The organism is Sphingobium sp. CR28 (genome assembly GCF_052327305.1).
Lineage (GTDB): Bacteria > Pseudomonadota > Alphaproteobacteria > Sphingomonadales > Sphingomonadaceae > Sphingobium.
In genome coordinates this window covers 2,085,059-2,106,789 of the sequence record NZ_CP182486.1, presented here as the reverse complement: position 1 = coordinate 2,106,789, position 21,731 = coordinate 2,085,059, and the positions used below count along the sequence as shown (strand labels likewise).

The window sequence follows — 21,731 nt, the reverse complement described above, 5'->3', positions numbered from 1 at the left end:
AGCCCGCGACGCAAATTGCAATAACCACCCCAGCGATCAGATAATATGATCGAGTTCCGCGGGCGTGATCGTCAGGGGCCATCCTTGCCCGAACGCGATTTCCAGCGCACGATGCGAAGACGCAATGCAGCAATCATATGTGACAAAAATCAGCTGTTTGCCGACATAGACATAAGCAATTCCGATCGGGGCACGGCCATTCGTTATTGGCGTCGCTCGGTTGGCATCCCTTAGGCTGACTTCAAATCGAACGATAAAATTGGGAGAGACGTGATGCAGGCTCCAACTTCGACCCGTATGGCGGCCAAGGCCTTCGGCGCGATCGCGGCGCTTCTCGTAATGGCCACCGGAAGCACCGCGCAGGCCCAGTCGGAACAGACCTTCACGAGCGGTGCGGCATCTCGCTGCAAGGGCAACCAGATCCGCTGCCCCGGCTCCGAGATCGGCATCCCTCAGGGTGACTATAACCTGTCGCTGCGCTCCAAGGCCGACATCAACCTGCCCAACCCCTACAACCGCGACGAAACCTGGCTGAAAATGCCCAAGGGCAAGGGCAAGCTGGGCGCGACCAGCGCGATCCACGTCGATAACGATGGCAAGTCGATCTGGATCGCGCGGCGCTGCGAAGTGAATGGCTGCCTCGACAGCGGTGTCGATCCGATCATGAAGTTCGACGCCAACGGGAATTTCGTCCGTTCGTTCGGCGCCAATCTCTTCAGCTTCCCCCACGGCATGTGGATCGATCGCGACGGTAATATCTGGGTGTCCGATACAGTGTCGAACCTGGCGCCACGCGGCGGCGTTACCCCGCCGGCAGGCACGCCGCCCAAGGGCAACCAGATCCTGAAATTCTCACCCACCGGAAAGCTGCTCATGACGCTGGGCACGGCCGGTGTTTATGGCCAGGACAATTATCATTTCAACCAGCCGTCAGACCTCGTCGTGGCGCCGGACGGCACGATCTTCGTCGCGGACGGACACGAGCTGGAAAACATGCAGCCGCGCATCATGGTGTACGACAAGGCCGGCAAATATCTGCGCGAATGGTTCCTGTGCAAGGACGAGGGGGCCTTTACCAGCGATTGCAGCCACTCGCTGGCGATGGATTCACAGGGACGCCTGTTCGTCGGCGATCGCGGCAACGGCCGCATCGTCATCTATGACCAGCAGGGCAAGAAGCTCGACGAGTGGAAGCAGTTCGGCCGACCCGCTGGCCTTTATATCGACAAGAACGACGTGATCTACTCGGCCGATTCCACGTCGCATGTCTCGACCGGCAATGCGTATGTTCGCGGCGTCCATGTCGGCGATGCGAAAACCGGCAAGGTCACGGCCTTCATCCCCGATGTGCTCGGCAACCCCTCCCCCTGGGCACCGCTGCGCGGCACGACGGGGGCCGAAGGCGTGACCGCCGACGGGGCCGGCAACATCTTCTCTTCGCAGGTGGCGCCGTTCGGGCAAGTGGCGAAATATAGCCGCAAGCCGGAACTCTGATCTGAACAAGCGGCAAAAAGCGCCGGAGCCGACCGCCCCGGTGCTTTTTGCTCAAGATATGAGAGACAGTGACTGTGCGCTTCAGGCGCCAGCTGCGGTTTCGCGCTTATAGCGCGCCTGATTGTCCGCGTTAGGCGGATAAAGGCCTGGCAGTGGCTCGCCCGCAGCCACCTTCTCGACGACCCACGCATCGAAGCGCTCGATCTCGGCGGCCTCCGCAGCCACCTGTTCTGCGATTGTCTGGGGAATCACCACCGCACCATCGCGATCGGCAACGATCACGTCGCCCGGAAACACTGTGACCCCGCCACAGGCGACTGGCAGACCCCAGTCGATGAAGGTCAGCGAATTGCCCGGCGCCGGCGATGCAGTCCCGCGTGACCAGACCGGCAGACCGGAGGTCTCTACGCCCACAATGTCGCGTATCGCACCATCGGTGACCAGGCCGACACCGCCGCGCAGCGTCATGCGTGCGCACAACACATCGCCTGCCACCCCGGCATCCGTGACACCCATGGCATCGACGACGACAAAGCTGCCCGCCTCCATTGCCTCGATCGCAGCCCGTGTGTTCGGGAGCTTGGCCAGAGCGGGGCCGACCAAGTCTTCGCGCATCGGCAGAAAGCGCATGGTGAAGGCTTCTCCGACGCTGTGAGCGCCGCCACCCGCGATCGGCATAGCGCCCCGTATCCAGATATTGCGCAGGCCAAGCTTCAGCAGCGCGCTGGCAACGGATGCGGTCGAGACCTTGGACAAGGTCTCCTTCAACTCAGGCGTCACGTCTCTTCCTCGTTTCGGGCTTGGTTCAGGGCTGCGGGACGAGCCGTACAACCATGCCCGGCGTCGATTGACCAGTGCCGACGCGACCGCCTGTCGCATTTTGCAGCAGCACGTAGAGCAGACCGTCCGGCCCCATGATCACGGCGCGGGTACGGCCGTACTGGTCCCACAGAATCTCTTCCTCGACGATCTTGCGACCCTCGATCTGGTATCGGATCAGCTTCTGGCCGGCGAGCGCCGTCAGGAACAGGTTGTTCTTCCACCCCGGATATTTGTTGCCCGTGTTGAAGGTGATGCCGCTCGGCGCAATGGCTGGAGTATAATAGCGGATCGGGTCGACCATGCCTTCCTTGCTTTGCAGCGTGATCCCAGGCTGGAGCCCCTTGGACACCACACCCCAGCCGTAGTTCTTGCCCTTCTCGATGATGTTGATTTCATCGCCACCGGTCGGTCCGTGCTCACTTTCCCACAGCAAGCGGGTGCGCGGATCATAGGACAGACCCTCGGCATTGCGATTGCCGACGCTCCAGATCGTCTTGATCGCTCCGGGCGTATTCACGAACGGATTGTCCGCAGGCGCCGATCCGTCGAGGTTCACGCGGTGGATTTTGCCGAGTGGCGAATCCAGCTTCTGCGAGTGCGTCATGTCGCCGCGATCGCCGAGCGTGTAGAAGATGTGTTTGCCGTCGACCAGGAAGCGCGAGCCGTAATGGATGACGCTCTGCGTATACATCGAGTCCGGGCCGCGGAAGATGTCCTGCTGATTGATCCACTGGCCCTTGGCATTGATCTGACCACGGATGATCCGAGTCATCGCCGGCGGCAGCTGCGGACCATCTTTGGAAATCGCGCCCGGCCCCGGCAGCGGCTTGTCATAGCCCGGCAACACCTCGGCATAGGACAGGTAGATCCACGGATTCTTCTTGTCGCCTGCCACCGCGATGTCGAAGAAGCCGCCATCTTGGCGCACCCACGGCGTCGGCGTGCCGGTGACGGTCAGCGGCGTGCTGCCCTTCTTCTTCGGATCGACGATGCGGATCTTGCCCGGGCGCTCGGTGACGAGCAGGCGCCCGTCAGGCAGGAACGCCTCACCCCACGGCGTGTCGATATTGGCGGCGACCACATCGATGCGGACCGTCTGACGCTTGCTCTTGATGATCAGGTCGGTCGGGTCTTTCACCGCTGCCGGCGCCTGCGCCAGCTGTCCGCCACGAATGCGGATATAGGCGAGCAAACGCCCGATCTGGGCATCGTCCAGCTGTCCCTTGAAGCCGGGCATGCCGCCGCTCGGGATGCCGTTCAGGATCGTCGCGTGCAGCTGCTCGTCCGTGCGCTCGGCAAGGAAGGCGGGGTTGAACAGGCTCGGCCCGCGCCCGCCCGAAAGGTCGGTGCCGTGGCAGCTCGCGCAACTGTTGGTGTAGGTATCCGGCGCGTCGCCCATGCCGAAGGCCGCGTTCATCGGCACGCCCAGCGGGCTCGGTCCGTTGGACGCGGGTGGCGGAGCGCCAGCGGGCGCCTGCTGAGCCAATACTTGTTGCAGACCGAAGACGGCGGCACACCCTGCCGCGATCAAAGCGAGACCCGATTTTGCGCTCACAGCTCTCCACGCCCATTCTTAATGTTTCTTCGGGCGTAGCACTGGCAGAGGTTCGGACGCCTCGCCAGCGCATTTTAAGCCAGAGCAATCATCTAATTCCAGTGAACGATCAGCTTTCGTAATGGGGTACATCCGACTGCGGCAGGCTGGATTACGATCCGTAATCGCTGATAGCATTATCGCGATTGGTCCTATGCGGCGGCAGGCCGGTAACTAGATGCGAGCGTCGCGGAAGCGGATGCCAGGTGGCAAGTCCTGATAAATACAAGAATGATAGTGGAGAGAGGATGCAGGACAAACAGGACAGAAGAGCGACGCGGCTGACAGGGTTGACCACCGCCACGGTCCACCCACGCCACCTGGAAGCAAACATATCCGCCCCCGCTTTCGACTAAGAATCACGGTAACTCACGCGCTGGCGCGTGCCGGTGCTGAACGACAAGAAGGCGGCCTTCGTCTTCAATTTTTCGGAGAGAGAAGATGACCGCCGCCCCGGCCGCACGTCCCACACGAGTTCGTCATGTCGTCCTGTGGCTGACCGTTGCCCTCTATCTTATCACCTATATGGACCGGGTGGTCATCTCCGCCGCGATTCCGTCGATCCAGAAAGAGTTCGGCTTTTCGACGATAACCATCGGGTGGATCCTCGCGGCCTTCCAGATCAGTTACACGATCTTCCAGATTCCCTCGGGTTGGATCGGGGATCGAATCGGGCCGCGCAAGGCGCTGACCATGATCGTGGTCTGGTGGTCTACATTTACCGCGATGACGGCAATGACCTTCTCGGCATCGTCGATGATCGTGTGCCGTTTTCTCTTTGGCGCAGGTGAGGCAGGCGCCTTTCCGATAGCCACTCGCTCCCTTTCTCACTGGATGCTGCCCACTGAACGAGGCTGGGCACAGGGGCTGACGCACGCCGGCTCGCGGCTGGGCGGGGCAGTCACGCCCGTCATCGTGGCAGCCATGATCCTGGCGTGGGGCTGGCGCGCACCCTTCCTGATCTTCGCGGTCCTGGGTCTGCTGTGGGGCGTGGTGTGGTTCTTCTACTATCGGGACAAACCCGAGGAGCATAGCGGGCTCAATCAGGAAGAGCGCGACCTGATACGCACCGGACTGAACCGCAAGGCCCGCGCCAACCAGAGCGTTCCCTGGAAGCAGATCCTGCACAGTCCGCAAATGTGGCTGCTCGCGGCGATGTATGCCTGCTACGCTTACAGCATCAACATATACCTCTCGTGGTTCCCCAAATATCTCGTCGACACCCATGATATGGATCTCGCCAAGATGGGCCTTTACGCGAGCGTGCCCTTGATGGCGGGCGTCGGCGGAGACCTGCTCGGTGGCCTGGTGTCCGACCGGTTGGTCGAGCGCATCGGCCTCACCTGGGCCCGTCGCCTTGTCGCGATCGTCGGCTTTTTGGGAGCGGGCGGATTCATCATGCTCGCCATCAACATTTCGAACCCGGAGATCGGCATCTGGGTGTTCGCGGCGGCCGTGTTCTTCCTCGAACTCACTGTTGGCGTGTCATGGGCCGTGGCCCTCGATATCGGCGACGAGTTCGCCGGATCGGTGTCCGCCGTCATGAACTCGACAGGCAGCATCGGGCAGACGGTTGCGGCCGCCGGCACTGGCTATCTCGTGACGGCCTATAGCTGGAACGCCGCCTTTTCGGTTCTGGGCGTTCTGGGGCTCATCGCGGCGATATTGTTCACGCGGATCGACGCTTCCAAGCGCGTTTATGGAGATGCTGAACCGGCGGAGGCCTGAGTCAAAACGTGGATTCAAGGTGCCTTTTGTGCGATTTGGGTGTGTGATCTCTTGGATGATTGGAGAGAGTGGTGAGTGAAGTAGATCGTTCTGTGAGCGCTGCGGGGATGGACGGCGTTCGGTTTGACAAGGATCGTTTTCCTGATGCGATGGGTCCGCGCTGCAAGTTCGGTATCCTGACGCCAGCGCCGAACACGATTGTCGAGAACGAGATGCACGAGATGTGCCCGCCGGGCGTCATCAACATCGTGAACCGTTATTATGTGCCGAACCAGGAGGTTCGCTCTGACGATGACTGGCGCCTGATCATGGCGCACACGCGTGCGAACGTTGCCAATGCGGTGGATGGTCTGGTGCAGGGTCAGATGGACCATCTGATCATGGGCATGTCGTCCGAGAGCTTCATGGGCGGTGTCGAGGGCAGCATGGCGCTGCGCAAGGAGCTCAAGGAGCGCGCGGGTTGCGACGTGACGGTGGGCGCCGAGGCGGCCGAGCTGGCGTTCGAGAAGGTAGGCGCCAAGCGCATCGCACTGCTCACGCCTTATTATCCGGTGATCGACAAGAACGCGGTGCAGTACTTTACCGAGAAGGGCTATGAGGTCGTCGCGGTCGAAGGGCTCAAGTGCAAGAGCATCATCCATGTCGGCTCGCAGCTTCCCGACACGCTGATCCCGGCAACCAAGAAGCTCGCCGAGGCCAAGCCCGACGCCATCATCCAGCTGGGCACCAACCTGCGCTACGCCCATGTCGCAGACGAAGCCGAGCGCTGGCTCGGCCTCCCCGTCTTCTCCGTCGGTGTCGCCATCTACTGGGCAGCCCTGCGCAAAATGGGCATCAACGACCAGTTCAAAGGCTTCGGTTCACTCCTCGAAAAATACTAGAATCAGCAATGACTGGAACGCCCCCCCATGAATAAGATCTGCAATACCCTTGCGCTGGGCATACTCCTGCCGAGCATGCTGGGAGCCTGTTCGGCCGTTGCGGTTGCGCAGCCCGCTCCTTCAACGCCTTCCACCACCGCCGCCAGCGAACCCGCGCCGACGCGCGAGCCAGCGCTGCTGGAAGGCAAGCTCGATGGCCTGAAAACGGCCGACGGCAAAGGCGTGGACAGCGTGATGTACATCGCCAATTTCCCGCCCGGTTCCTACTCGGCGCGTCATGCGCATCCGGGCTGGGAATATAACTATATCCTAAAGGGTAGCGTGACCTTCGAAGTGGTCGGCAAGCCGCCCTTCACGCTGAAAGCGGGTGAAGGCATGTACAACCCGCGCGGCAATACGCACACAGTCAGGAACGCCAGCAAGACCGAACCGGCGCAGCTCGTATCCGTTCTGGTGAAGGAAGAAGGCGCGCCTGTGGCGGTCAACGTTCCCTAGCGTTCAGTCAGCCGGGCTACACGCTCCAGATCAAAGAAAAGGCCAGGGCCGCTAAGCGGCTCTGGCCTTTTTCCTTATTACAACGGTGTCACGTCGGACTATAGGAAGGGACTGGATTTGCGTCCTGGGCTCCGAGCCGCGCGACCAGCCCCTCACCTGTTCAGTTCATTACTGGTTCTTTGGCGCGATCCATTTGACGACGCGGGCCTGAGTGGTTGACCCGGCGATCATGTTGCCCTTGCTGTCCCAGCGGATGTAGCCGGTCTCGCCGATCTGACCCTCGCCGGTGCCCGGCCCGTTGCCGATGACACCCAGAATCTTGCCGTCACGGTCCAGGCGAAGGAACTGGCTGTCCAGACCGGTGCCGATCCAGGGGTCGCCGGTTTGGGGGTGGAAGGAGATGTTGCAGACCAGGTTACGCATCTGCAGCGTCTTCTTGTACTCGCCCTTGTTCGTGTAGATGACGATCCGGTACTCCTCGCGGTCACCGATCCACAAGTCACCGTTCGTCGGGTCGATCGCGATGTCGTGGGCCTGCCAGAAGTGGCCCGCGCCCATCATGTTGCCATAGATCTGGCTGATGAAGTTGCCATCCTTGTCGAGGCGGATGACACGGGCGGCGCCTGATGTGTTGTGCGGCTCGCCCGATTGACGGTCGTTGGGGCTCTCGGCGCCGTGACCCTCGCCGATGTACATGTCGCCGTTGCGGGGATCGAAGGCGATCGAAACCGGCTCCCACAGCAGACGCTGACCCTTGGCTTCATCCCAGTCGCCGCGCTTGCCGCGCGTGCCGAAGGTCTTCACCACCTTACCCTCGGGGCTAATCTTCAGGATGACGGCACCGCTCGGATCGGCGAAGTAGGCGTTATCGTTGGCGTCGACATTCATGCCGTGCGCCTTGTGGAAGTGACCGATCACGCTGTCGCCGAGCGTGAACAGCAGCTTGCCGTTCGCGTCGAACTTGCTGATCGCGTCGACGCCAACGGGCGCGCGCTGGATCACCCACACGTTGTCCTTGGAATCGACACCGACCGAGACCGCGCCGTTGGCGTCCTTGATCAGGCTGTAGGGATAGACGGGCTTGTAGCCCAGATTGACCGGGTTGGAGCGCCACTGCACGCGCTGGACGTTGTTGGTCCCGTTGTACAGGCCGCTGGGATTGACGTTCCAGCTGATGCCCTGGCCATTGCTGGACATGCACATCACCGAGCGCACGCACGTTGGCGTACCGGACCGATCGATCGTGGTCTCGGTAATCGTCGGCAAAGCGAGGGCATTCACGCACGCAGGCGACACTTCCTTCCAGCGCTTCATCAGCTCGTTGCGTTCGGTCGGGCCGGAGATACCAAGCTTTGCCGAATCCGCAGCGCACTCCGCGATCGGCGGGGTCGGGCGCGGGGTGAAACCGCCGCGACCGCCGGCTCCGCCGGGGCCACCTGCCGGCGCCTGATAGATGAACCATTCGGGCTGACCGTTTTCGGCCGGGCCGCTCGTCGGCAAGCTCTGGGAGACCGCCGCACTGCTGGCGAGCACCATGACCGATGCGCAGCAGCCTCCGAGCAACCGCGAACCCAGCGTGAACGTATTTCCTAGATCCACCTTAAACATCCTCTACCCTCTCTGGTTTCACATTCTTGCTGCCTGAAAGCACCGAGCCTCGATCAAGCGCACATCATTGCCGCGAACAGCGCTCGGTTGCGCCTCGCGCCTTTTCGGTCGCAAGGCATGACTTCGCGTCAGGTTAAGGAGCCTACGGCCTTGAGACAGACCGGACAAATTGCAATTTCACCCAGCACGATACGGGATCTTTATCGTTCTGGTCGGGCCGGCGGTTTTGCTCGTCAGAACACCCTGCGCAAACACTCCGGCTTATTGGCCGATCGTATCTGCCTTCGTCTTCAAGCGGGCCATGAAGCGATCATAGTCGATGATGGCACGGCGGTGCTTGCCCTCGCCTATCAGGCCGGCGTCATCCTCACAGCGCACAGTGAACAGCAAGCTTCGTCCGTCGACCTCGGCCAACTCCACCGTGGCGGTGACAGTCATGCCAGCCGGTGTCGCCGCAAGATGGCTCACGTCGACATGGGTGCCAACGGTGAACTGGCTATCGGCCAGAAAGGGCCGCAGACCCTCAATGCACGTCTGCTCGATAAATCCGATCATCATCGCGGTGGCAAAGACCGGAGGCATATCCGCCACGCCGGACAGCGGCCCTTCAAGCGCAGGGACCAGGTGCTTGTCTTCGACCAGAAGGGTTTCACTATGACGAAGGCCCGCCTGCAGAGGCGGCAAATCGATATCGCTCATGACCGATACTCTGGGGCGTAGAAGAGAGACAGTCAACGGCGGCGCGCTGCTGGGCACGCTTTCAACGATGCTGCGGCGAGGTCCACGCCGTGCGATCAGTCGCAAACGGCCGGTCTGCACCGGCGCGAGACTGATAGCATATCCTGATCGCCGAACAAAAAAGCACAATTTGTTATAAGCGGGAAATATTTTGATACTCTCCATTCATGGAGCGTCAAACATGCCGTCCGTGACTAAAACATAAGCTCGCAAATTAGCACGCGCTAATCTGGAGTTTAAAGGGGAGGATTTTATGAAAGCGTTGAAAACACGCTCGCGTAGACGCGCGCCTATTCTTCTTGGAGTTGGCGCGAGTGCTTTGGTTTTGGCGCTCAGCGCCGGACCGGCATTTGCACAAAATACAACTTCTTCTTCGGATACAGCATCTCAGCCAAAATCGGCAACAGATCAGGATATTGTTGTTACGGGCGTTCGCGCTTCTGTTGGCAGTGCTCTGCAGCTTCAGAGAAATGCCACGTCTCTACAGCAATCAATCGTTGCAGAGGACATTGGCAAGCTTCCGGACAACAACGTCGTCGAGGCCTTGCAGCACGTTACAGGCGTCTCGATCATTCGCGACAGCGCCGAGCCCAGCGTGGTACTCATTCGCGGTTTGCCGGACATCGCGACAACGCTGAGCGGTCGACAGATCTTCACCAGTTCCAGCCGATCCATCTCTTTGCCGGACTTTCCTGCCGAGTTGCTGGCCCGCGTGGACGTCAAGAAGGCGCCCGAAGCCAGCGACATCGAGGGCGGCATTGCGGGCGTGATCAATGTGGAACTGCATCGCCCGCTCGATTTCTCCGGCCTGGAAGTCGCCGGCTCCATCAAGGGCAGCTATGGTTCGCTCAACAAGAAGGTCTCGCCCCAGGGCAGCCTGCTGGTGAGCAACAGGTGGGAAACCGGCATCGGTGACATCGGCATCCTCGTCAACGCCGCCTATAGCGATCGTACGACGAGGCAGGACCGGATTCAGAATCAGAACCAGCCTTGGCGGCAATTCCGCCCCGCTGCTGATGCCGGTAGTGGACCGGCCACGGGTGTTCCGGCGGGCCAGGTTGCCTATCCGGGCACGGTGCTCCTGGGTCAGAACAATGCTGAGGTTAAGCGGACGACAATCAACTCATCGCTGCAGTGGCAGTCGAGCAGTGGGGCTGTGGAAGCTCATCTGGACTATTTCTACGCTGGGCTAGATACATTCTCCGGCGGCGATGTGAACGTGATCCTGATGAACACCTGCCCCAATCTGTCCCCGTCCGCCAACAAGGCTTTTTCTGGCACAAATATCGGTCAGGTCCTGCCGAGCGGTTGTTACGGCCTTACGTCTATGCAGGCGGTCAAGAGCAAGGAAGACACGCACCAGTTGGCAGCGGGCCTGAACTGGGAAGCCAGTGACCGTCTGACGGTGAAGGCGCAAGGCAACTACACCCATTCAAAGGATCGCTCGGACAGAGCAATTGTCGACGCGCAATATAATTACGGGCCGGAGGGTGTGATCGTTACCGTAAATCCCGACGGTGATGGTGGTTATTTCGTCAACCAGCCCGGCAATCCTCAGTCAAGCCCCAACACCTATCTCGATCAATGGTATGACTTCGTCGTTCCCCGCAAGGGCCATGAATATTCTGGCCGCCTCGATCTCAATTATGAGGTCTCCGATACGTCCTTCCTTCGGTCGATTGACGTTGGCTATCGCTACAACTCTCGACAGGCGACGGCTGACCAGGCCGGAACTGGCCTGAACTGCGCGGTCACGAATGGCCTGGGCCTAAACGGCGGCAGCGATCCTTATAACAAATATCGCCAGCTTGCAGCGAACAGCGAAGCCTGCAGGGCCTATCGTGCAGAATCCTCGCCGCAGCCCTACAGGGGACAGGGCGCTATCACATCGGTTGGCGGTATCTCCTACGGGGATCTGGGAGCGGATGCCTATCACTCGACCAAAGGCAGCTTCTTCGGCGGACGCTATGGCACGGTCAGCTGGGTCAACCTCGATCAGGCTTGGATTTTCGACAACCTCGAAAAAGTACGGAACCTGTTCGGCTATAGCGGTCCGCAGGATTTCACACCGAGCCAGCATTTCGACGTCAAGGAAACAAGCAACGCCTTATACCTGAAAGCCAACTACGGCATCGACTTTAAGAATGGCATGACTCTGGACGGTAATTTCGGCCTCCGAATGATCAGGACCACCCTGGAAGAAGGGGGATTCTCATCCAGGTACGTCCCACTCAATCCGGCCCTGCCCGCAAACCAGGGGGCTAACGCGACTTGTACCACCTGCTTGGTCTATACACGGACTGACGGAAAAGTAACCGACACCCAGTGGCTACCTAGCTTCAATGCGCGGCTAGAGCTACTCCAAGGCCTCTTTGCTCGTGTCGCATATAGCAAGACAGTCACGCGCCCGACATTCGCGCAGCTCAACCCCGGAGAAACCGTCAACTCGCCGACTGCAACCATTCGGGGCAGTATCACGAGCGGCAATCCAGCGCTCGCGCCGGTCAAGTCCACCAACTACGACTTTGACCTGACCTATTATTGGGGCGGGGTGAATCATATCGGTGCATCGATCTTCTATCGTGAGGTGGCTGGTTACATCCAGACTCAGACGACTGTGGTTCAGGTGAATGGTGAAGACTACAACTTGAATCGCCCCGAAAACTTCCAGGATGCGACCATCAAGGGCATCGAAGCCGGCTACTCGCAGTTTCTGGACTTTCTGCCTGGATTCTTCAGTGGGTTTGGCTTCGATGTGAATGCCACCTACATTGATGCGCCATTCAATAACGTTCCGAAGTTTCACGCAAACTTGACTGGCATCTACGAGAAGGGGCCGCTCTCCCTTCGTGTATCATACACATACAACTCGCCTTACTTGGTCGGCAACTTCACAGGTGGCGTGCAACCACAACAAAGATGGGCCAGCGTCCGTGAGAACATGGACATCTCGGCGAATTATCGCGTGAATGACAATTTGACGCTATCGTTCGATGTCGCCAACCTTCTTGACAACTACCAGAGACAGAGTGCCGGCAAGGGCGCGGAGAACGAGCGGCTTTATGCTGCAGACCTCTCTCGGTTTGATACGGTCTACTCGCTCGGCGTGCGTTTCAAGCTGTAGGATTGTCTGAGTCAGGCGAGTGGCGGCCAAAGCGCTGTCACCCGTTACGGTTGAAGAAATAGGAACGGCGGGCTGGCATACGGCCCGCCGTTTCTGATTGAGGCGACCAAGCTGGCTTAAAATGAGCCGGGGACATGGCCCGGCGACATGTCGTCGTGGACGAATGCCAGCCGAGATCATGCGGAATTCGTCCAGCGCCTTGAGAGCGCGGCTATCCCAACTTCGGGGAAAAGCATCCCCACTTTTCCACGCAGAGCAGAACTCCCTCCCCTATCAACTTTAATCCGTTTTGGAGTTTTCGTCCGTTTTCTGGCGACGGATTTTCCATTTATATCATGGTTAACAACAGCAATACTGGAGTATTAAAAGAACATGACCCTTTAATAAATCAACTTATGCCGGATTTTTTGGGGGAGGGGGTGGATAATGAGTTGGTCTGTATTTGACGTATATGTTTGCCGGAAATATTTGAACCGTTCTGAAATACGAGACTTTCTCAATAGTACTGAAGAAGCCACCTCAGATATTCATGCTTTTTGCCGACTTCTCACGGAAACAGGGTGCCGCATCTCGGAAGCACTTTCGATCACACCCGGTCGGATCGATATGTCGGGGCCGACAATCATCTTCGAGAGTCTGAAGAAGCGCCGGAAGGGCATATTCCGTCGCGTTCCGATTTCTCCGGGCCTCGCACGGCTTCTCACGGAGATTTCCGGCAGCAGCGGGTCACCAATCTGGACATGGTCTCGAACGACAGCCTGGCGGTATGTTCACGACCATCTGGTCAACGCCAAAGTGAAAGGGCCACAAGCGTGCCCGCGCGGACTGCGCCATGGATTTGCTGTTGCGGCTCTGGGCGCAGGCGCGCCGCTCAATCTCGTTCAGGCTTGGCTTGGTCATTCCAACATCGAGACCACCAGCCTTTACGCTGTCGCTGTCGGACCGGAAGAGCGCGAAATCGTCGAAAGAATCTGGAGCCGCGTCCGTTCCGAAACATCCAGAATGGAGCAGGATGCGCCATTTCTGAACGGAACGCATTCTTCGCCGGCTCGTCACCGCCTGCCACGAAACATGCGAGCCAATACTGTTTCAAACCCCTGTTTTTCGGTCATTTGCGGCGCGACAAAGGACGCTGCCCAACCCTCAGAACCCCCAATGAGCGGGGAGACAGGGGATGCTGAATCTAGTCTTTGGCGGCGACGGACAGCGCAAATATCTGACCCACGAGGAGCGTACGGCGATACTGGCCCGCGCGGCTCAGGAGTCACCCACAGTCTACACCTTCTGCATGGTGCTCGCGGTTACCGGATGCAGGATATCGGAGGCACTGGCTCTCACGCTGAAAAGCGTGGACCGCAGCTCCCAGTGTATCATCATCGAAAGTCTCAAGAAGCGCAGAAAGGGCATCTATCGCGCAGTTCCGGCGCCACAGGAGCTGGTGAAGCTCATCCACAAAGTGCATCGCCGCGACGATGCTGGCGACGATAGCCTGTTGTGGACCTGGTCACGGATGACGGCCTGGCGCAAGGTCACCGCCATCATGCACGCGGTCGGCATTAGCGGGCTGCAGGCCACGGCCAAGGGGTTCCGGCACGGCTTTGGCGTCTCCGCCATTCATTCAGGCGTACCATTAAACATGGTTCAGAAGTGGATGGGGCATACCGACATCAGCACGACAGCGATCTACACTGGCGCGGTGGGTCGGGAAGAACGCGAGATTGCGAGCAGGATGTGGAACGAGGGTTCATCCCAACGACGGCGCGCGAGGAAAAGTCCACCAACGCTTTCCAGCCGTTCCTATGAGGCACTCCACCCCTAAAGGACATCAAAAGTTAAGGAGACCTGTTACGGTCCCTCACCATCCGGGAAAGCCTAAGACATTGCTTTACAAGTGATTATCTTCTGGCTTCACTGATGACTGGAGAGGGCCCGCAAACTCTTTGCAGCAGTCCCAATAAAAATTTTAATGAAACGCGATCCCGCTGTTGCGCACAGATACAATATTCAGTATTTTGTAACAGTTAAAATTATTCATTATCAGTACCTTACTGTATTTTTGTTATGGCTTTACCCGATTATTAAAATGTGAAGCACAGAGTTATGCTGCGCTGCACGCATGGGGATGTATGCCCCTCCAGCCTGGACGGCAAGTAGGGTCGAACTAAACTATCTCCCGGACCTTATGTTTAATTGGACAATATTTCAGATCTGCAACATCGCCATTTAATTAAAAGCCGATGCGATTAACAGCTAGTGAACCGGCGCATAGCGGCACTATTGACGGTAGGATCTTGACCCCCGTCCTTGGCGTCATTCAGATTGATGCTATTTGTTTTCCGTTACGGCATCCGTTGTTTAACTCGACACGTCTGCCGAGAAACTTTTACGCCTGCCTCAAGTGCTTTTTCTCATTCTCGATTGCATGGTTGAAGGACCAAACGTCCCGCGTTCTATCTTGTGAGAGATTTGCGTGAGTGCTGGGATGTGAAGAATGCAAAACCTCGTCCGATGTTCCGATGGATCAGGACGTGGGCAAATTTCTTCGAGCCGATGCTCTAGATAGCGCGGTGCTCACCGGTGCAGGAGCACATCAAAGCGAACCTTCACGTCGTCGCCCGCGAAACCCTCATATTGCGCTGCAACATGTCGCATCTCTGGCCAAGCCCAGTCGATAGCGCCGCGTTAGATTCTGGTTGGACTGGAAGGTATCGAGGAAACAAAAAAGCCACCCAGGCTTACGCTCGGGCGGCTTTTTGAAGATCCGAAGTATTTTCCTTCGAACCCATACGTCAATCGACTTATTTAATCAGACGTAAAGTACCGTGTAGAAGGCAATCATCTGTGCACAAACTGCACCAAGCGCCGCTGCGCTCGTGAGTGTGTAACGCATTTTATGTTCTCCTTGACCGCGACTATTAGCGGGACCGGGCCGCTACGCCTCGGCCACTTTGTTCGCAAACGCAAAAAACGCTTTTACGATTGCATAAATTGCAATCGCCGTTCTCGCGGCTGAAGATCGATGCTCAATCGCCACTATCAGGAGAAATGTTCGCCTGTCGTGCCTTGCGCTGGCTTGCTGCTATAGCGTTGGCCATTCGGAGAGTTTCCGTTTGTATCGACTCGGAGCGCTGCCCTGAAAGACGTCACGACATTGCCATCCGCCGAGGCGCTCGAAGCAATCATATTGGAGTTACGGGGGAACGGGTTAATCCGGCTGGAAGCGCCCCTAACGCTGCGCCTTCTCGGCGAGGACGCGCGTGCGAACTGGGAAAGTTTCGGCGCGTTTTGGAGCGACCTCGGCACGGACCTGTATATGGCCGATGGCGGGCGTTATCGCCGGCGGCGCTACGCGGCCTTCACCGGTTCCGAAGAGGGCATCACACGAAAGCCGCATCAGCCACATTATCAGAGCCGGGATTACAACACTCTCAACGGGGGTGTGCAGCGGTGGTTCGAACCTGTGACCACAGAAACGGAACATCATCGGGTCACGCGGTCGATACTGGCGCTTTGTGCCGCGATCTTCGCGGCGGCGGAGGCAAGGTCAGGCCAGGCACGCTGGAGCATCGAATTCCACCAGTTTCGGATCGAGACATCGCCCGATCATATCGGCCGGCCCACGCCCGAAGGACTTCATCGTGATGGGGTCGACTGGGTATTTGTGATGCTCCTCCGCCGTGAGAATGTTCGTGACGGACTGACCGTGATCGGTGCTCCGGACGGAACGAAATGCGGCAGTTTTCTTCTTGGCGATCCGGGCGATGCCGTGCTGCTGGACGATCACCGAATTTTGCACGGCGTGACCGAGATTCACGCCGTCGATCCGGCACTGCCGGCCTATCGCGATGTGCTGGTGGTCACCTTCGTTCGCGAGTGACCGCATCGGGAAGACGCGTCTCCGCGCGCGCGAGCAAGCACTGGTGGATCTGGGCCACAACAGCGGCGCCTTCGCCCACGGCTGCAGCCACTCTTTTCGTCGACCCGGCTCGAACATCGCCGATTGCGAAAATGCCCGGCACGCTCGTTTCCAGAGGCTGGGCGGGTCGGCTCCCCGCTGGTCCTTGGGTCGGAATGTCGCGACCGGTGACGATGAAACCGTTCGCGTCAGTCGCAACGCAGCCCTCGGTCCAGCCGGCGTTGGGATCGGCGCCGATGAACATGAATAAGTGCTTCATTTCATGGCGCACAACGTCACCATATGTCCGGCATTTGAAGTCGGCCGCTGTGATCGTGCCGTCTCCCGGCCCTTCCAGGGACGATATCTCCTTACCGATATGGACTTCGATGCTTGGCAAGCTTGCAATCCGCTCGATCAGATATTGCGACATGGTGGCTTCCAGCGGACGACGGGCAATGAGATGCAAGCGCTCCACGCCTGCTGCAAGGAAGACGGCGGCTTGGCCAGCCGAGTTACCGCCGCCGATGAGGCCGACGACCTGACCCTCGACAAGCTTCGCCTCAATTGGAGAGGCCCAGTAAGATATGCCGGCATTATCGAAGGCCTCGACGCCTGGAATATTTGGCCGGCGATAGCGCGCGCCCGAAGCGATAATCACGGTCCGGGCCTGGACGCGCCGATCGCCGTCGAGCACGAGGCGGTGTACGCCGGGCCAGGAATGGGCGCATTCAAGACGGACGACTCCGGTCGGTATGGCCATTTCAGCACCGAATTTGAGTGCCTGGTTGAACGCGCGGCCTGCCAGCGCCTGCCCTGAAATGCCCGTGGGAAAACCGAGATAATTCTCGATCCGCATGGATGCACCGGCCTGCCCACCAAACGCCCGTTCATCGAGCACCAGCACCGAGAGACCCTCCGATGCGGCATAGACAGCCGCCGCGAGACCCGCCGGCCCTCCTCCGACGATAGCAACATCATAAACCCGGTCCGGATCGATAGTGGCCGCCATGCCGAGACAGGCCGCGACCTCTGCATCCGTCGGCCTCTTGAGAATGGACCCATTGGGGCAGATCATGAGCGGGAGGTCGGCAGTGCCTATGCCGAGATGTACCAGCAGATCATGCCCCTCTCCTTCCGCACTCGCATCGAGCACCATGTGCGGATAGCCGCTGCGAGTCAGGAAATTCTGCACACGCAGGAGATCCGCAGACCCCGGCGTGCCGATCAGGATCGAGCCAGCGCCTGCTTCGATGAGGCCTACGCGGCGCAATATCAAGGCGCGCATGATCGTCTCGCCCAGTTCGGCGGCGCCCACCATTAGCGCGCGCAGGTGCGCGGCATCGAAAGGCAAAGCGAGGCAGCCATGAGCACCGGCACGCCCGCTGGCCATCGAAGGGCGACCGGCGAGTTGATTGACCTCTCCGCTCAGTTCTCCGGGACCGTGCCGGTGAATGAGCGCCTCACCGGAAATCCCCTCCCGACGGATAGCCTCGATGCAGCCCTCGAGAACCAGCCAGGCCGGCTCGCCCTCCGCTCCGATAGAGTAGAGCGTGTCGCCTGCTTCGAACCGGCGCGCGGGGCCGCTGGCGAAGCGCGCGGCGGTGGCAATCTGAGCATGATCGAGAACCGGAAAGAGCTGAGCGCCGCGTTCCTCGACGATGCTCATTGCATGCCACTTTCGTTAAGTTCCACAAGAAGCGTCGGGATAAGCTCGGACACTGTGGGATGAACGGGCACAGCCCAACGCAAGGTATCGAACGGCTGGCGCGCAGACATGGTGTCGAGAATTCCGTGGATCGCCTCATCGCCCCCGGTGCCCAAAAAGGCCGCGCCAAGGATATGTCGCGTTGCACGATCGGCAATTATCTTCATCATGCCTAGCGTCTCCCCCCTCTCCACCGCGCGGCCAACCCGGCTCATGGGACGTGTGGACACCATTACGTCATGTCCCTTCGCTCGCGCCTCTGTCTCCGTGAGTCCCGCCCGCCCAAGAGGTGGATCCGTGTAAAGCGCATAGCCCGGAACACGCTGGCTCACTCCGCGATCGTCTCCGTCGAGAAGATTGGCCGCGATGATCTCGTAGTCATTATAAGCCGTATGTGTGAAAGCCCCGCGTCCATTGCAGTCGCCGAGCGCCCAGATGCCGCTCACAGTTGTCTGCAACTTGTCATCGACGATGATGTAGCCGCGCTCGTCCATCCTGACGCCCGCAGTCTCAAGACCCAGATCGTCCGTATTGGGGCGGCGACCGACTGCGAGCAATATGTCGCTGCCAATGACCTCCGGGTCTCCACTGTTGCAATCGACCGAGACCGCCACGCCAGCGCTGTGCGGGCGGAAGGCGATGCAATTGGCATCCGTGCGAACGGTCACGCCTTCCAGTTCGAGAATATGGCGGATCATGTCCGAGATTTCCGGATCCTCGCGCGCGATCAGCCTCGGGGCACGTTCGACGACAGTGACTCTCGCTCCAAAGCGCGCAAACATTTGCGCAAACTCGAGCCCGATATAGCTGCCGCCGACGATGACGAGATGTTCTGGCAGCCTGTCGAGCGCCACCATGTCCGTATTATCGAGATGCGGAACATCGCCCACGCCCGGCATGTCAGGGACGCTTGCCCTGCCCCCGACGTTGAGAAAGATACGGGGCGCATGCAAGACGCTGTCATCCACCGCGACAGCGCCGGGTCCAGTCAGCCGGGCATGTCCCCGGAACAAGGTTAGCCCCTCCATAGCCTCAAGCCATGTTTCGTTGCGCCCGCGCGCATCGCTCGCCACTCTTTGCGCCCGCGCAGCGACCGCTGCCATGTCGACGCGGACGTCTCCCGCGACGATGCCCAGATCCTGCCTGCGCGCCAGATGAGCGGCGTAAGCGCTGGCGACCAGAGCTTTGGTGGGCATGCAGCCTGTGTTGACGCAGGTGCCCCCGACCAGCTTCCGCTCGATCAGCGCCACCTTCATGCCCGTAGCCGTCAGCCGCCCGGCAAGGGGAGGACCAGCCTGCCCGGCGCCAATGATTATCGCATCGAAATCCTGGTCCATAGCGCATGGCATCCCATTTTTGCGGGAGGAGAGCCAATCAAAATCTTTCACCAGATGAGAGGCGAGTGATAGAAGCAACCAGATCAGCGCGAAGGAGCGACCCATGAGCGAAGGCTGCGATCATCTGGCCACGATTGCCCATGTCACTCCCGGCAGTCTGGGCTGCGAAGAATGTCTCGCGAACAGCAGCTGGTGGGTCCATCTCCGGTTATGCCGGACGTGCGGCCATGTCGGTTGTTGCGATGACTCGCCCAACCGCCACGCCACCGCGCATTTTCATGCGACGCAGCATCCCATCATTGAGGGATATGATCCGCCGGAGGGCTGGGGCTGGTGCTATATCGACGAGGTGGAAATCAACCTTGGCAGCGACACCACGCCACAACGCGGCCCCATCCCGCGATTCATCGACTCCAATGGGCGCCTCATTGCGTCCGCCATTCGGGGGCTCTCTCCCGAACTTTGAAGCCAGGAGCGATCTCAGCGATGGCTACATCAAAGGCCAGAACGTCATGATGAGTCCGGTACCCACGATTACGACAAGCAGCGAAAGTGGCGCACCCAAGCGGGCATAGTCGCTGAACCGATAGCCTCCCGGCCCCAGGACCAGCGTGTTGCATTGATGGCCGATGGGCGTGAGGAAATCGCAGCCTGCGCCCACAGCAGTCGCGATAAGAAATGCCTCGGGGCGATATCCCAGATCCTTCGCAAAGACCGCCGCGATCGGCGCCATGACCAGCACGGTCGCGGCGTTATTAAGGAACGGCGTTACCGCCATGGCCGTCACAAGAATGAGCGCGACTGCTCCCCATGGGGGCAGAGACGTGGCGAAGTGGGCAAGACCCGAAGCCAGAATGTCCGATGCGCCGGTGGTTCGGAGCGAGTCACTCACGGGAATGAGCGCACCAAGCATGATAAGGATCGGCCATTCCACCGATCCGTAGGCCTCCCGGACTGGCAATGACCCCACTAATACTACTGCCCCGGCAGCCGCGAAGAAAGCGACCGCCACGGGTACAACGCCAGTGGCAGTCGCGGTCATGGCGATGGCCAAAATAAGGATCGGCAGCCAGCTCCGTTTCGACACGCCAAGGCGAAGGGAGCGTTCAGCCAGCGGAAGCGCACCCAACTGCGACAGGCGCTCGGGAAGCAGCGAAAGCGGCCCCTGTAAAACCACAACATCGCCGACGCGAAGCGGGATCGCGCCTATTTGCCGAGTAAGCCGTTCATCTGCGCGGGAAATGGCAATGAGGTTCACGCCGTAGCGCTCTTGCAAAAGCAGCCGCGCAGCCGTCTGGCCGACGAGGAGGGAGTCTGCGTTGATGACGGCTTCGATCACGCCGACCTCGTCCCGCTCGCTGCCCTCCGGAATCTCCCGGCCTTCGCCTTCCAGGGTTAGATGGTCATTCGCAATGACGCGCTCCAAAGCATCAGGCTGACCACTCAGAATCAGGATATCGTTTTCCCGAAGCCGGACATTCGGCCTCACCCTCTTGCTCTTTCCGTCGCGCAACAGCGTCTTGATGCTGACTTCCAGCTCGTGCCGGTTCACGAAGGCGCTGACGGTCTGCCCTATCGCGGGTGAGCCATTACTGATCGTCGCTTCGGTGACATATCCCTTGATGTCCAGCGCCTCCCCCAGGCTCGGCACCGCGCGCCGATCTCGTGGTAGCAGGCGATATCCGAAGCGCAGAAACAAAAGGCCAACCAAGAACAGGCCGAAACCGGTCGGGAAATAATCGAACATTCCGAATGGCTGCCCGGTCATATCCTCCCGGACGCGGCTCACGATGATATTTGGCGAGGTGCCAACCAGCGTCATAAGCCCGCCGAGCAAGGAGGCGAACGCCATCGGCATCAGAAAGACCGAGGGGGTCGTGTCGTTCTTCTTCGCCATCTGAAGCGCGGCGGGCATGAGCATGGCTAGGGCGCCGACATTCTTGACCAGGGCGGAGGCTATTCCCACCGATGCCGTTAGAAGCAATAATTGCGACCGCACGCGCCGCACATATTTCGAAACGAACGCGAGCAGAATTTCGATAATGCCGGAGCGCTGAACAGCAGCGGATAAAACGAGCGCGGACCCTACGATGATGACAATATCATCGGAAAAGCCAGTGAATGCATCTTCTGGAGCGACGATGCCCAGAGCCAACGCCGCTATCAACGCGATACAGGCCGTCACATCATAGCGGAAGCGCCCCCAAATGAATAACGCCATCATCCCGATCAGTGTGCCGATCGACAGCCACTGCGGTGTAGTCATACAGCAAAGCTCATATCAGGCTGCCCCCCGTCGCGCTCTTC

Annotated in this window: 15 protein-coding genes and 1 pseudogene; 9 read left to right on the top strand and 7 right to left on the bottom strand. The window is 59.5% G+C overall.

What is annotated here, in order from left to right:
• The first annotated feature begins 273 nt into the window (after positions 1 to 273).
• Entirely contained in the window at positions 274 to 1,494 is a 1,221-nt protein-coding gene (locus tag ACNAOH_RS10060) for a peptidyl-alpha-hydroxyglycine alpha-amidating lyase family protein (RefSeq protein ID WP_443970046.1), read from the top strand.
• Between the two features lie 81 nt (positions 1,495 to 1,575).
• Here ACNAOH_RS10060 and ACNAOH_RS10055 read toward each other — a convergent pair whose 3' ends face one another.
• Positions 1,576 to 2,274, bottom strand: a complete 699-nt coding sequence (locus tag ACNAOH_RS10055; RefSeq protein ID WP_443970045.1) for a hypothetical protein — start codon at positions 2,272 to 2,274, stop codon at positions 1,576 to 1,578.
• Positions 2,275 to 2,299: 25 nt separating this feature from the next.
• Positions 2,300 to 3,733, bottom strand: coding sequence for a PQQ-dependent sugar dehydrogenase (locus tag ACNAOH_RS10050; protein ID WP_443970044.1), 1,434 nt, complete (start codon positions 3,731 to 3,733; stop codon positions 2,300 to 2,302).
• A 618-nt stretch (positions 3,734 to 4,351) separates the two neighbouring features.
• On the opposite strand from ACNAOH_RS10050, the gene ACNAOH_RS10045 reads away from it, so the two are divergent.
• The 3 genes from ACNAOH_RS10045 to ACNAOH_RS10035 all read left to right on the top strand — a co-directional run bounded on the left by ACNAOH_RS10045 (position 4,352) and on the right by ACNAOH_RS10035 (position 7,014).
• Positions 4,352 to 5,638 (top strand): MFS transporter, encoded by a 1,287-nt coding sequence (locus ACNAOH_RS10045; protein ID WP_443970043.1) that lies wholly within the window; start codon positions 4,352 to 4,354, stop codon positions 5,636 to 5,638.
• Between the two features lie 71 nt (positions 5,639 to 5,709).
• A complete protein-coding gene (locus tag ACNAOH_RS10040; protein WP_443970042.1) occupies positions 5,710 to 6,519 on the top strand; it encodes a maleate cis-trans isomerase family protein in 810 nt (269 codons plus the stop codon).
• A 27-nt stretch (positions 6,520 to 6,546) separates the two neighbouring features.
• Positions 6,547 to 7,014, top strand: a complete 468-nt coding sequence (locus tag ACNAOH_RS10035) for a cupin domain-containing protein (RefSeq protein WP_443970041.1) — start codon at positions 6,547 to 6,549, stop codon at positions 7,012 to 7,014.
• A 168-nt stretch (positions 7,015 to 7,182) separates the two neighbouring features.
• On the opposite strand, the gene ACNAOH_RS10030 is transcribed toward ACNAOH_RS10035, so the two are convergent.
• Positions 7,183 to 8,550, bottom strand: a complete 1,368-nt coding sequence (locus ACNAOH_RS10030; protein WP_443970040.1) for a 6-bladed beta-propeller — start codon at positions 8,548 to 8,550, stop codon at positions 7,183 to 7,185.
• A 333-nt stretch (positions 8,551 to 8,883) separates the two neighbouring features.
• Complete coding sequence (locus ACNAOH_RS10025) at positions 8,884 to 9,321, bottom strand: thioesterase family protein (RefSeq protein WP_443970039.1); 438 nt, start codon at positions 9,319 to 9,321, stop codon at positions 8,884 to 8,886.
• Between the two features lie 292 nt (positions 9,322 to 9,613).
• On the opposite strand from ACNAOH_RS10025, the gene ACNAOH_RS10020 reads away from it, so the two are divergent.
• The 4 genes and pseudogenes from ACNAOH_RS10020 (at position 9,614) to ACNAOH_RS10005 (ending at position 16,361) form a co-directional block, all read left to right on the top strand.
• Entirely contained in the window at positions 9,614 to 12,484 is a 2,871-nt protein-coding gene (locus ACNAOH_RS10020) for a TonB-dependent receptor (protein WP_443970038.1), read from the top strand.
• A 426-nt stretch (positions 12,485 to 12,910) separates the two neighbouring features.
• Positions 12,911 to 13,402 (top strand): annotated as a pseudogene (locus tag ACNAOH_RS10015) (tyrosine-type recombinase/integrase); the annotation flags it as partial.
• Positions 13,403 to 13,658: 256 nt separating this feature from the next.
• A complete protein-coding gene (locus ACNAOH_RS10010; protein WP_443970037.1) occupies positions 13,659 to 14,303 on the top strand; it encodes a tyrosine-type recombinase/integrase in 645 nt (214 codons plus the stop codon).
• Positions 14,304 to 15,635: 1,332 nt separating this feature from the next.
• Complete coding sequence (locus ACNAOH_RS10005; protein ID WP_443970036.1) at positions 15,636 to 16,361, top strand: 2OG-Fe dioxygenase family protein; 726 nt, start codon at positions 15,636 to 15,638, stop codon at positions 16,359 to 16,361.
• Here the strand turns inward: ACNAOH_RS10005 and ACNAOH_RS10000 are convergent.
• Together ACNAOH_RS10000 and ACNAOH_RS09995 are read right to left on the bottom strand one after the other, a co-directional pair.
• Positions 16,342 to 18,048 (bottom strand): FAD-dependent oxidoreductase, encoded by a 1,707-nt coding sequence (locus ACNAOH_RS10000; protein WP_443970035.1) that lies wholly within the window; start codon positions 18,046 to 18,048, stop codon positions 16,342 to 16,344. The genes ACNAOH_RS10005 and ACNAOH_RS10000 overlap by 20 nt on opposite strands.
• Positions 18,045 to 19,424, bottom strand: coding sequence for an FAD-containing oxidoreductase (locus tag ACNAOH_RS09995; RefSeq protein ID WP_443970034.1), 1,380 nt, complete (start codon positions 19,422 to 19,424; stop codon positions 18,045 to 18,047). The genes ACNAOH_RS10000 and ACNAOH_RS09995 overlap by 4 nt, the downstream gene beginning before the upstream one ends.
• Before the next feature lie 103 nt (positions 19,425 to 19,527).
• Between ACNAOH_RS09995 and ACNAOH_RS09990 the strand changes: the two genes are divergently transcribed.
• A complete protein-coding gene (locus ACNAOH_RS09990; RefSeq protein ID WP_443970033.1) occupies positions 19,528 to 19,890 on the top strand; it encodes a UBP-type zinc finger domain-containing protein in 363 nt (120 codons plus the stop codon).
• 24 nt (positions 19,891 to 19,914) lie between these two features.
• Here the strand turns inward: ACNAOH_RS09990 and ACNAOH_RS09985 are convergent, their stop codons facing one another.
• Positions 19,915 to 21,690 (bottom strand): SLC13 family permease, encoded by a 1,776-nt coding sequence (locus ACNAOH_RS09985; RefSeq protein WP_443970032.1) that lies wholly within the window; start codon positions 21,688 to 21,690, stop codon positions 19,915 to 19,917.
• Positions 21,691 to 21,731 lie beyond the last annotated feature (41 nt).

Excerpts from the sequence above, each read along its gene's own strand:
- ACNAOH_RS10060 (WP_443970046.1), top strand. The coding sequence starts at position 274 with ATGCAGGCTCCAACTTCGACCCGTATGGCGGCCAAGGCCTTCGGCGCG.
- ACNAOH_RS10050 (WP_443970044.1), bottom strand. The coding sequence starts at position 3,733 with ATGAACGCGGCCTTCGGCATGGGCGACGCGCCGGATACCTACACCAAC.
- ACNAOH_RS10045 (WP_443970043.1), top strand. The coding sequence starts at position 4,352 with ATGACCGCCGCCCCGGCCGCACGTCCCACACGAGTTCGTCATGTCGTC.
- ACNAOH_RS10035 (WP_443970041.1), top strand. The coding sequence starts at position 6,547 with ATGAATAAGATCTGCAATACCCTTGCGCTGGGCATACTCCTGCCGAGC.
- ACNAOH_RS10030 (WP_443970040.1), bottom strand. The coding sequence starts at position 8,550 with ATGGTGCTCGCCAGCAGTGCGGCGGTCTCCCAGAGCTTGCCGACGAGC.
- ACNAOH_RS10025 (WP_443970039.1), bottom strand. The coding sequence starts at position 9,321 with ATGAGCGATATCGATTTGCCGCCTCTGCAGGCGGGCCTTCGTCATAGT.
- ACNAOH_RS10020 (WP_443970038.1), top strand. The coding sequence starts at position 9,614 with ATGAAAGCGTTGAAAACACGCTCGCGTAGACGCGCGCCTATTCTTCTT.
- ACNAOH_RS10010 (WP_443970037.1), top strand. The coding sequence starts at position 13,659 with ATGCTGAATCTAGTCTTTGGCGGCGACGGACAGCGCAAATATCTGACC.
- ACNAOH_RS10000 (WP_443970035.1), bottom strand. The coding sequence starts at position 18,048 with ATGAGCATCGTCGAGGAACGCGGCGCTCAGCTCTTTCCGGTTCTCGAT.
- ACNAOH_RS09995 (WP_443970034.1), bottom strand. The coding sequence starts at position 19,424 with ATGGACCAGGATTTCGATGCGATAATCATTGGCGCCGGGCAGGCTGGT.
- ACNAOH_RS09990 (WP_443970033.1), top strand. The coding sequence starts at position 19,528 with ATGAGCGAAGGCTGCGATCATCTGGCCACGATTGCCCATGTCACTCCC.
- ACNAOH_RS09985 (WP_443970032.1), bottom strand. The coding sequence starts at position 21,690 with ATGACTACACCGCAGTGGCTGTCGATCGGCACACTGATCGGGATGATG.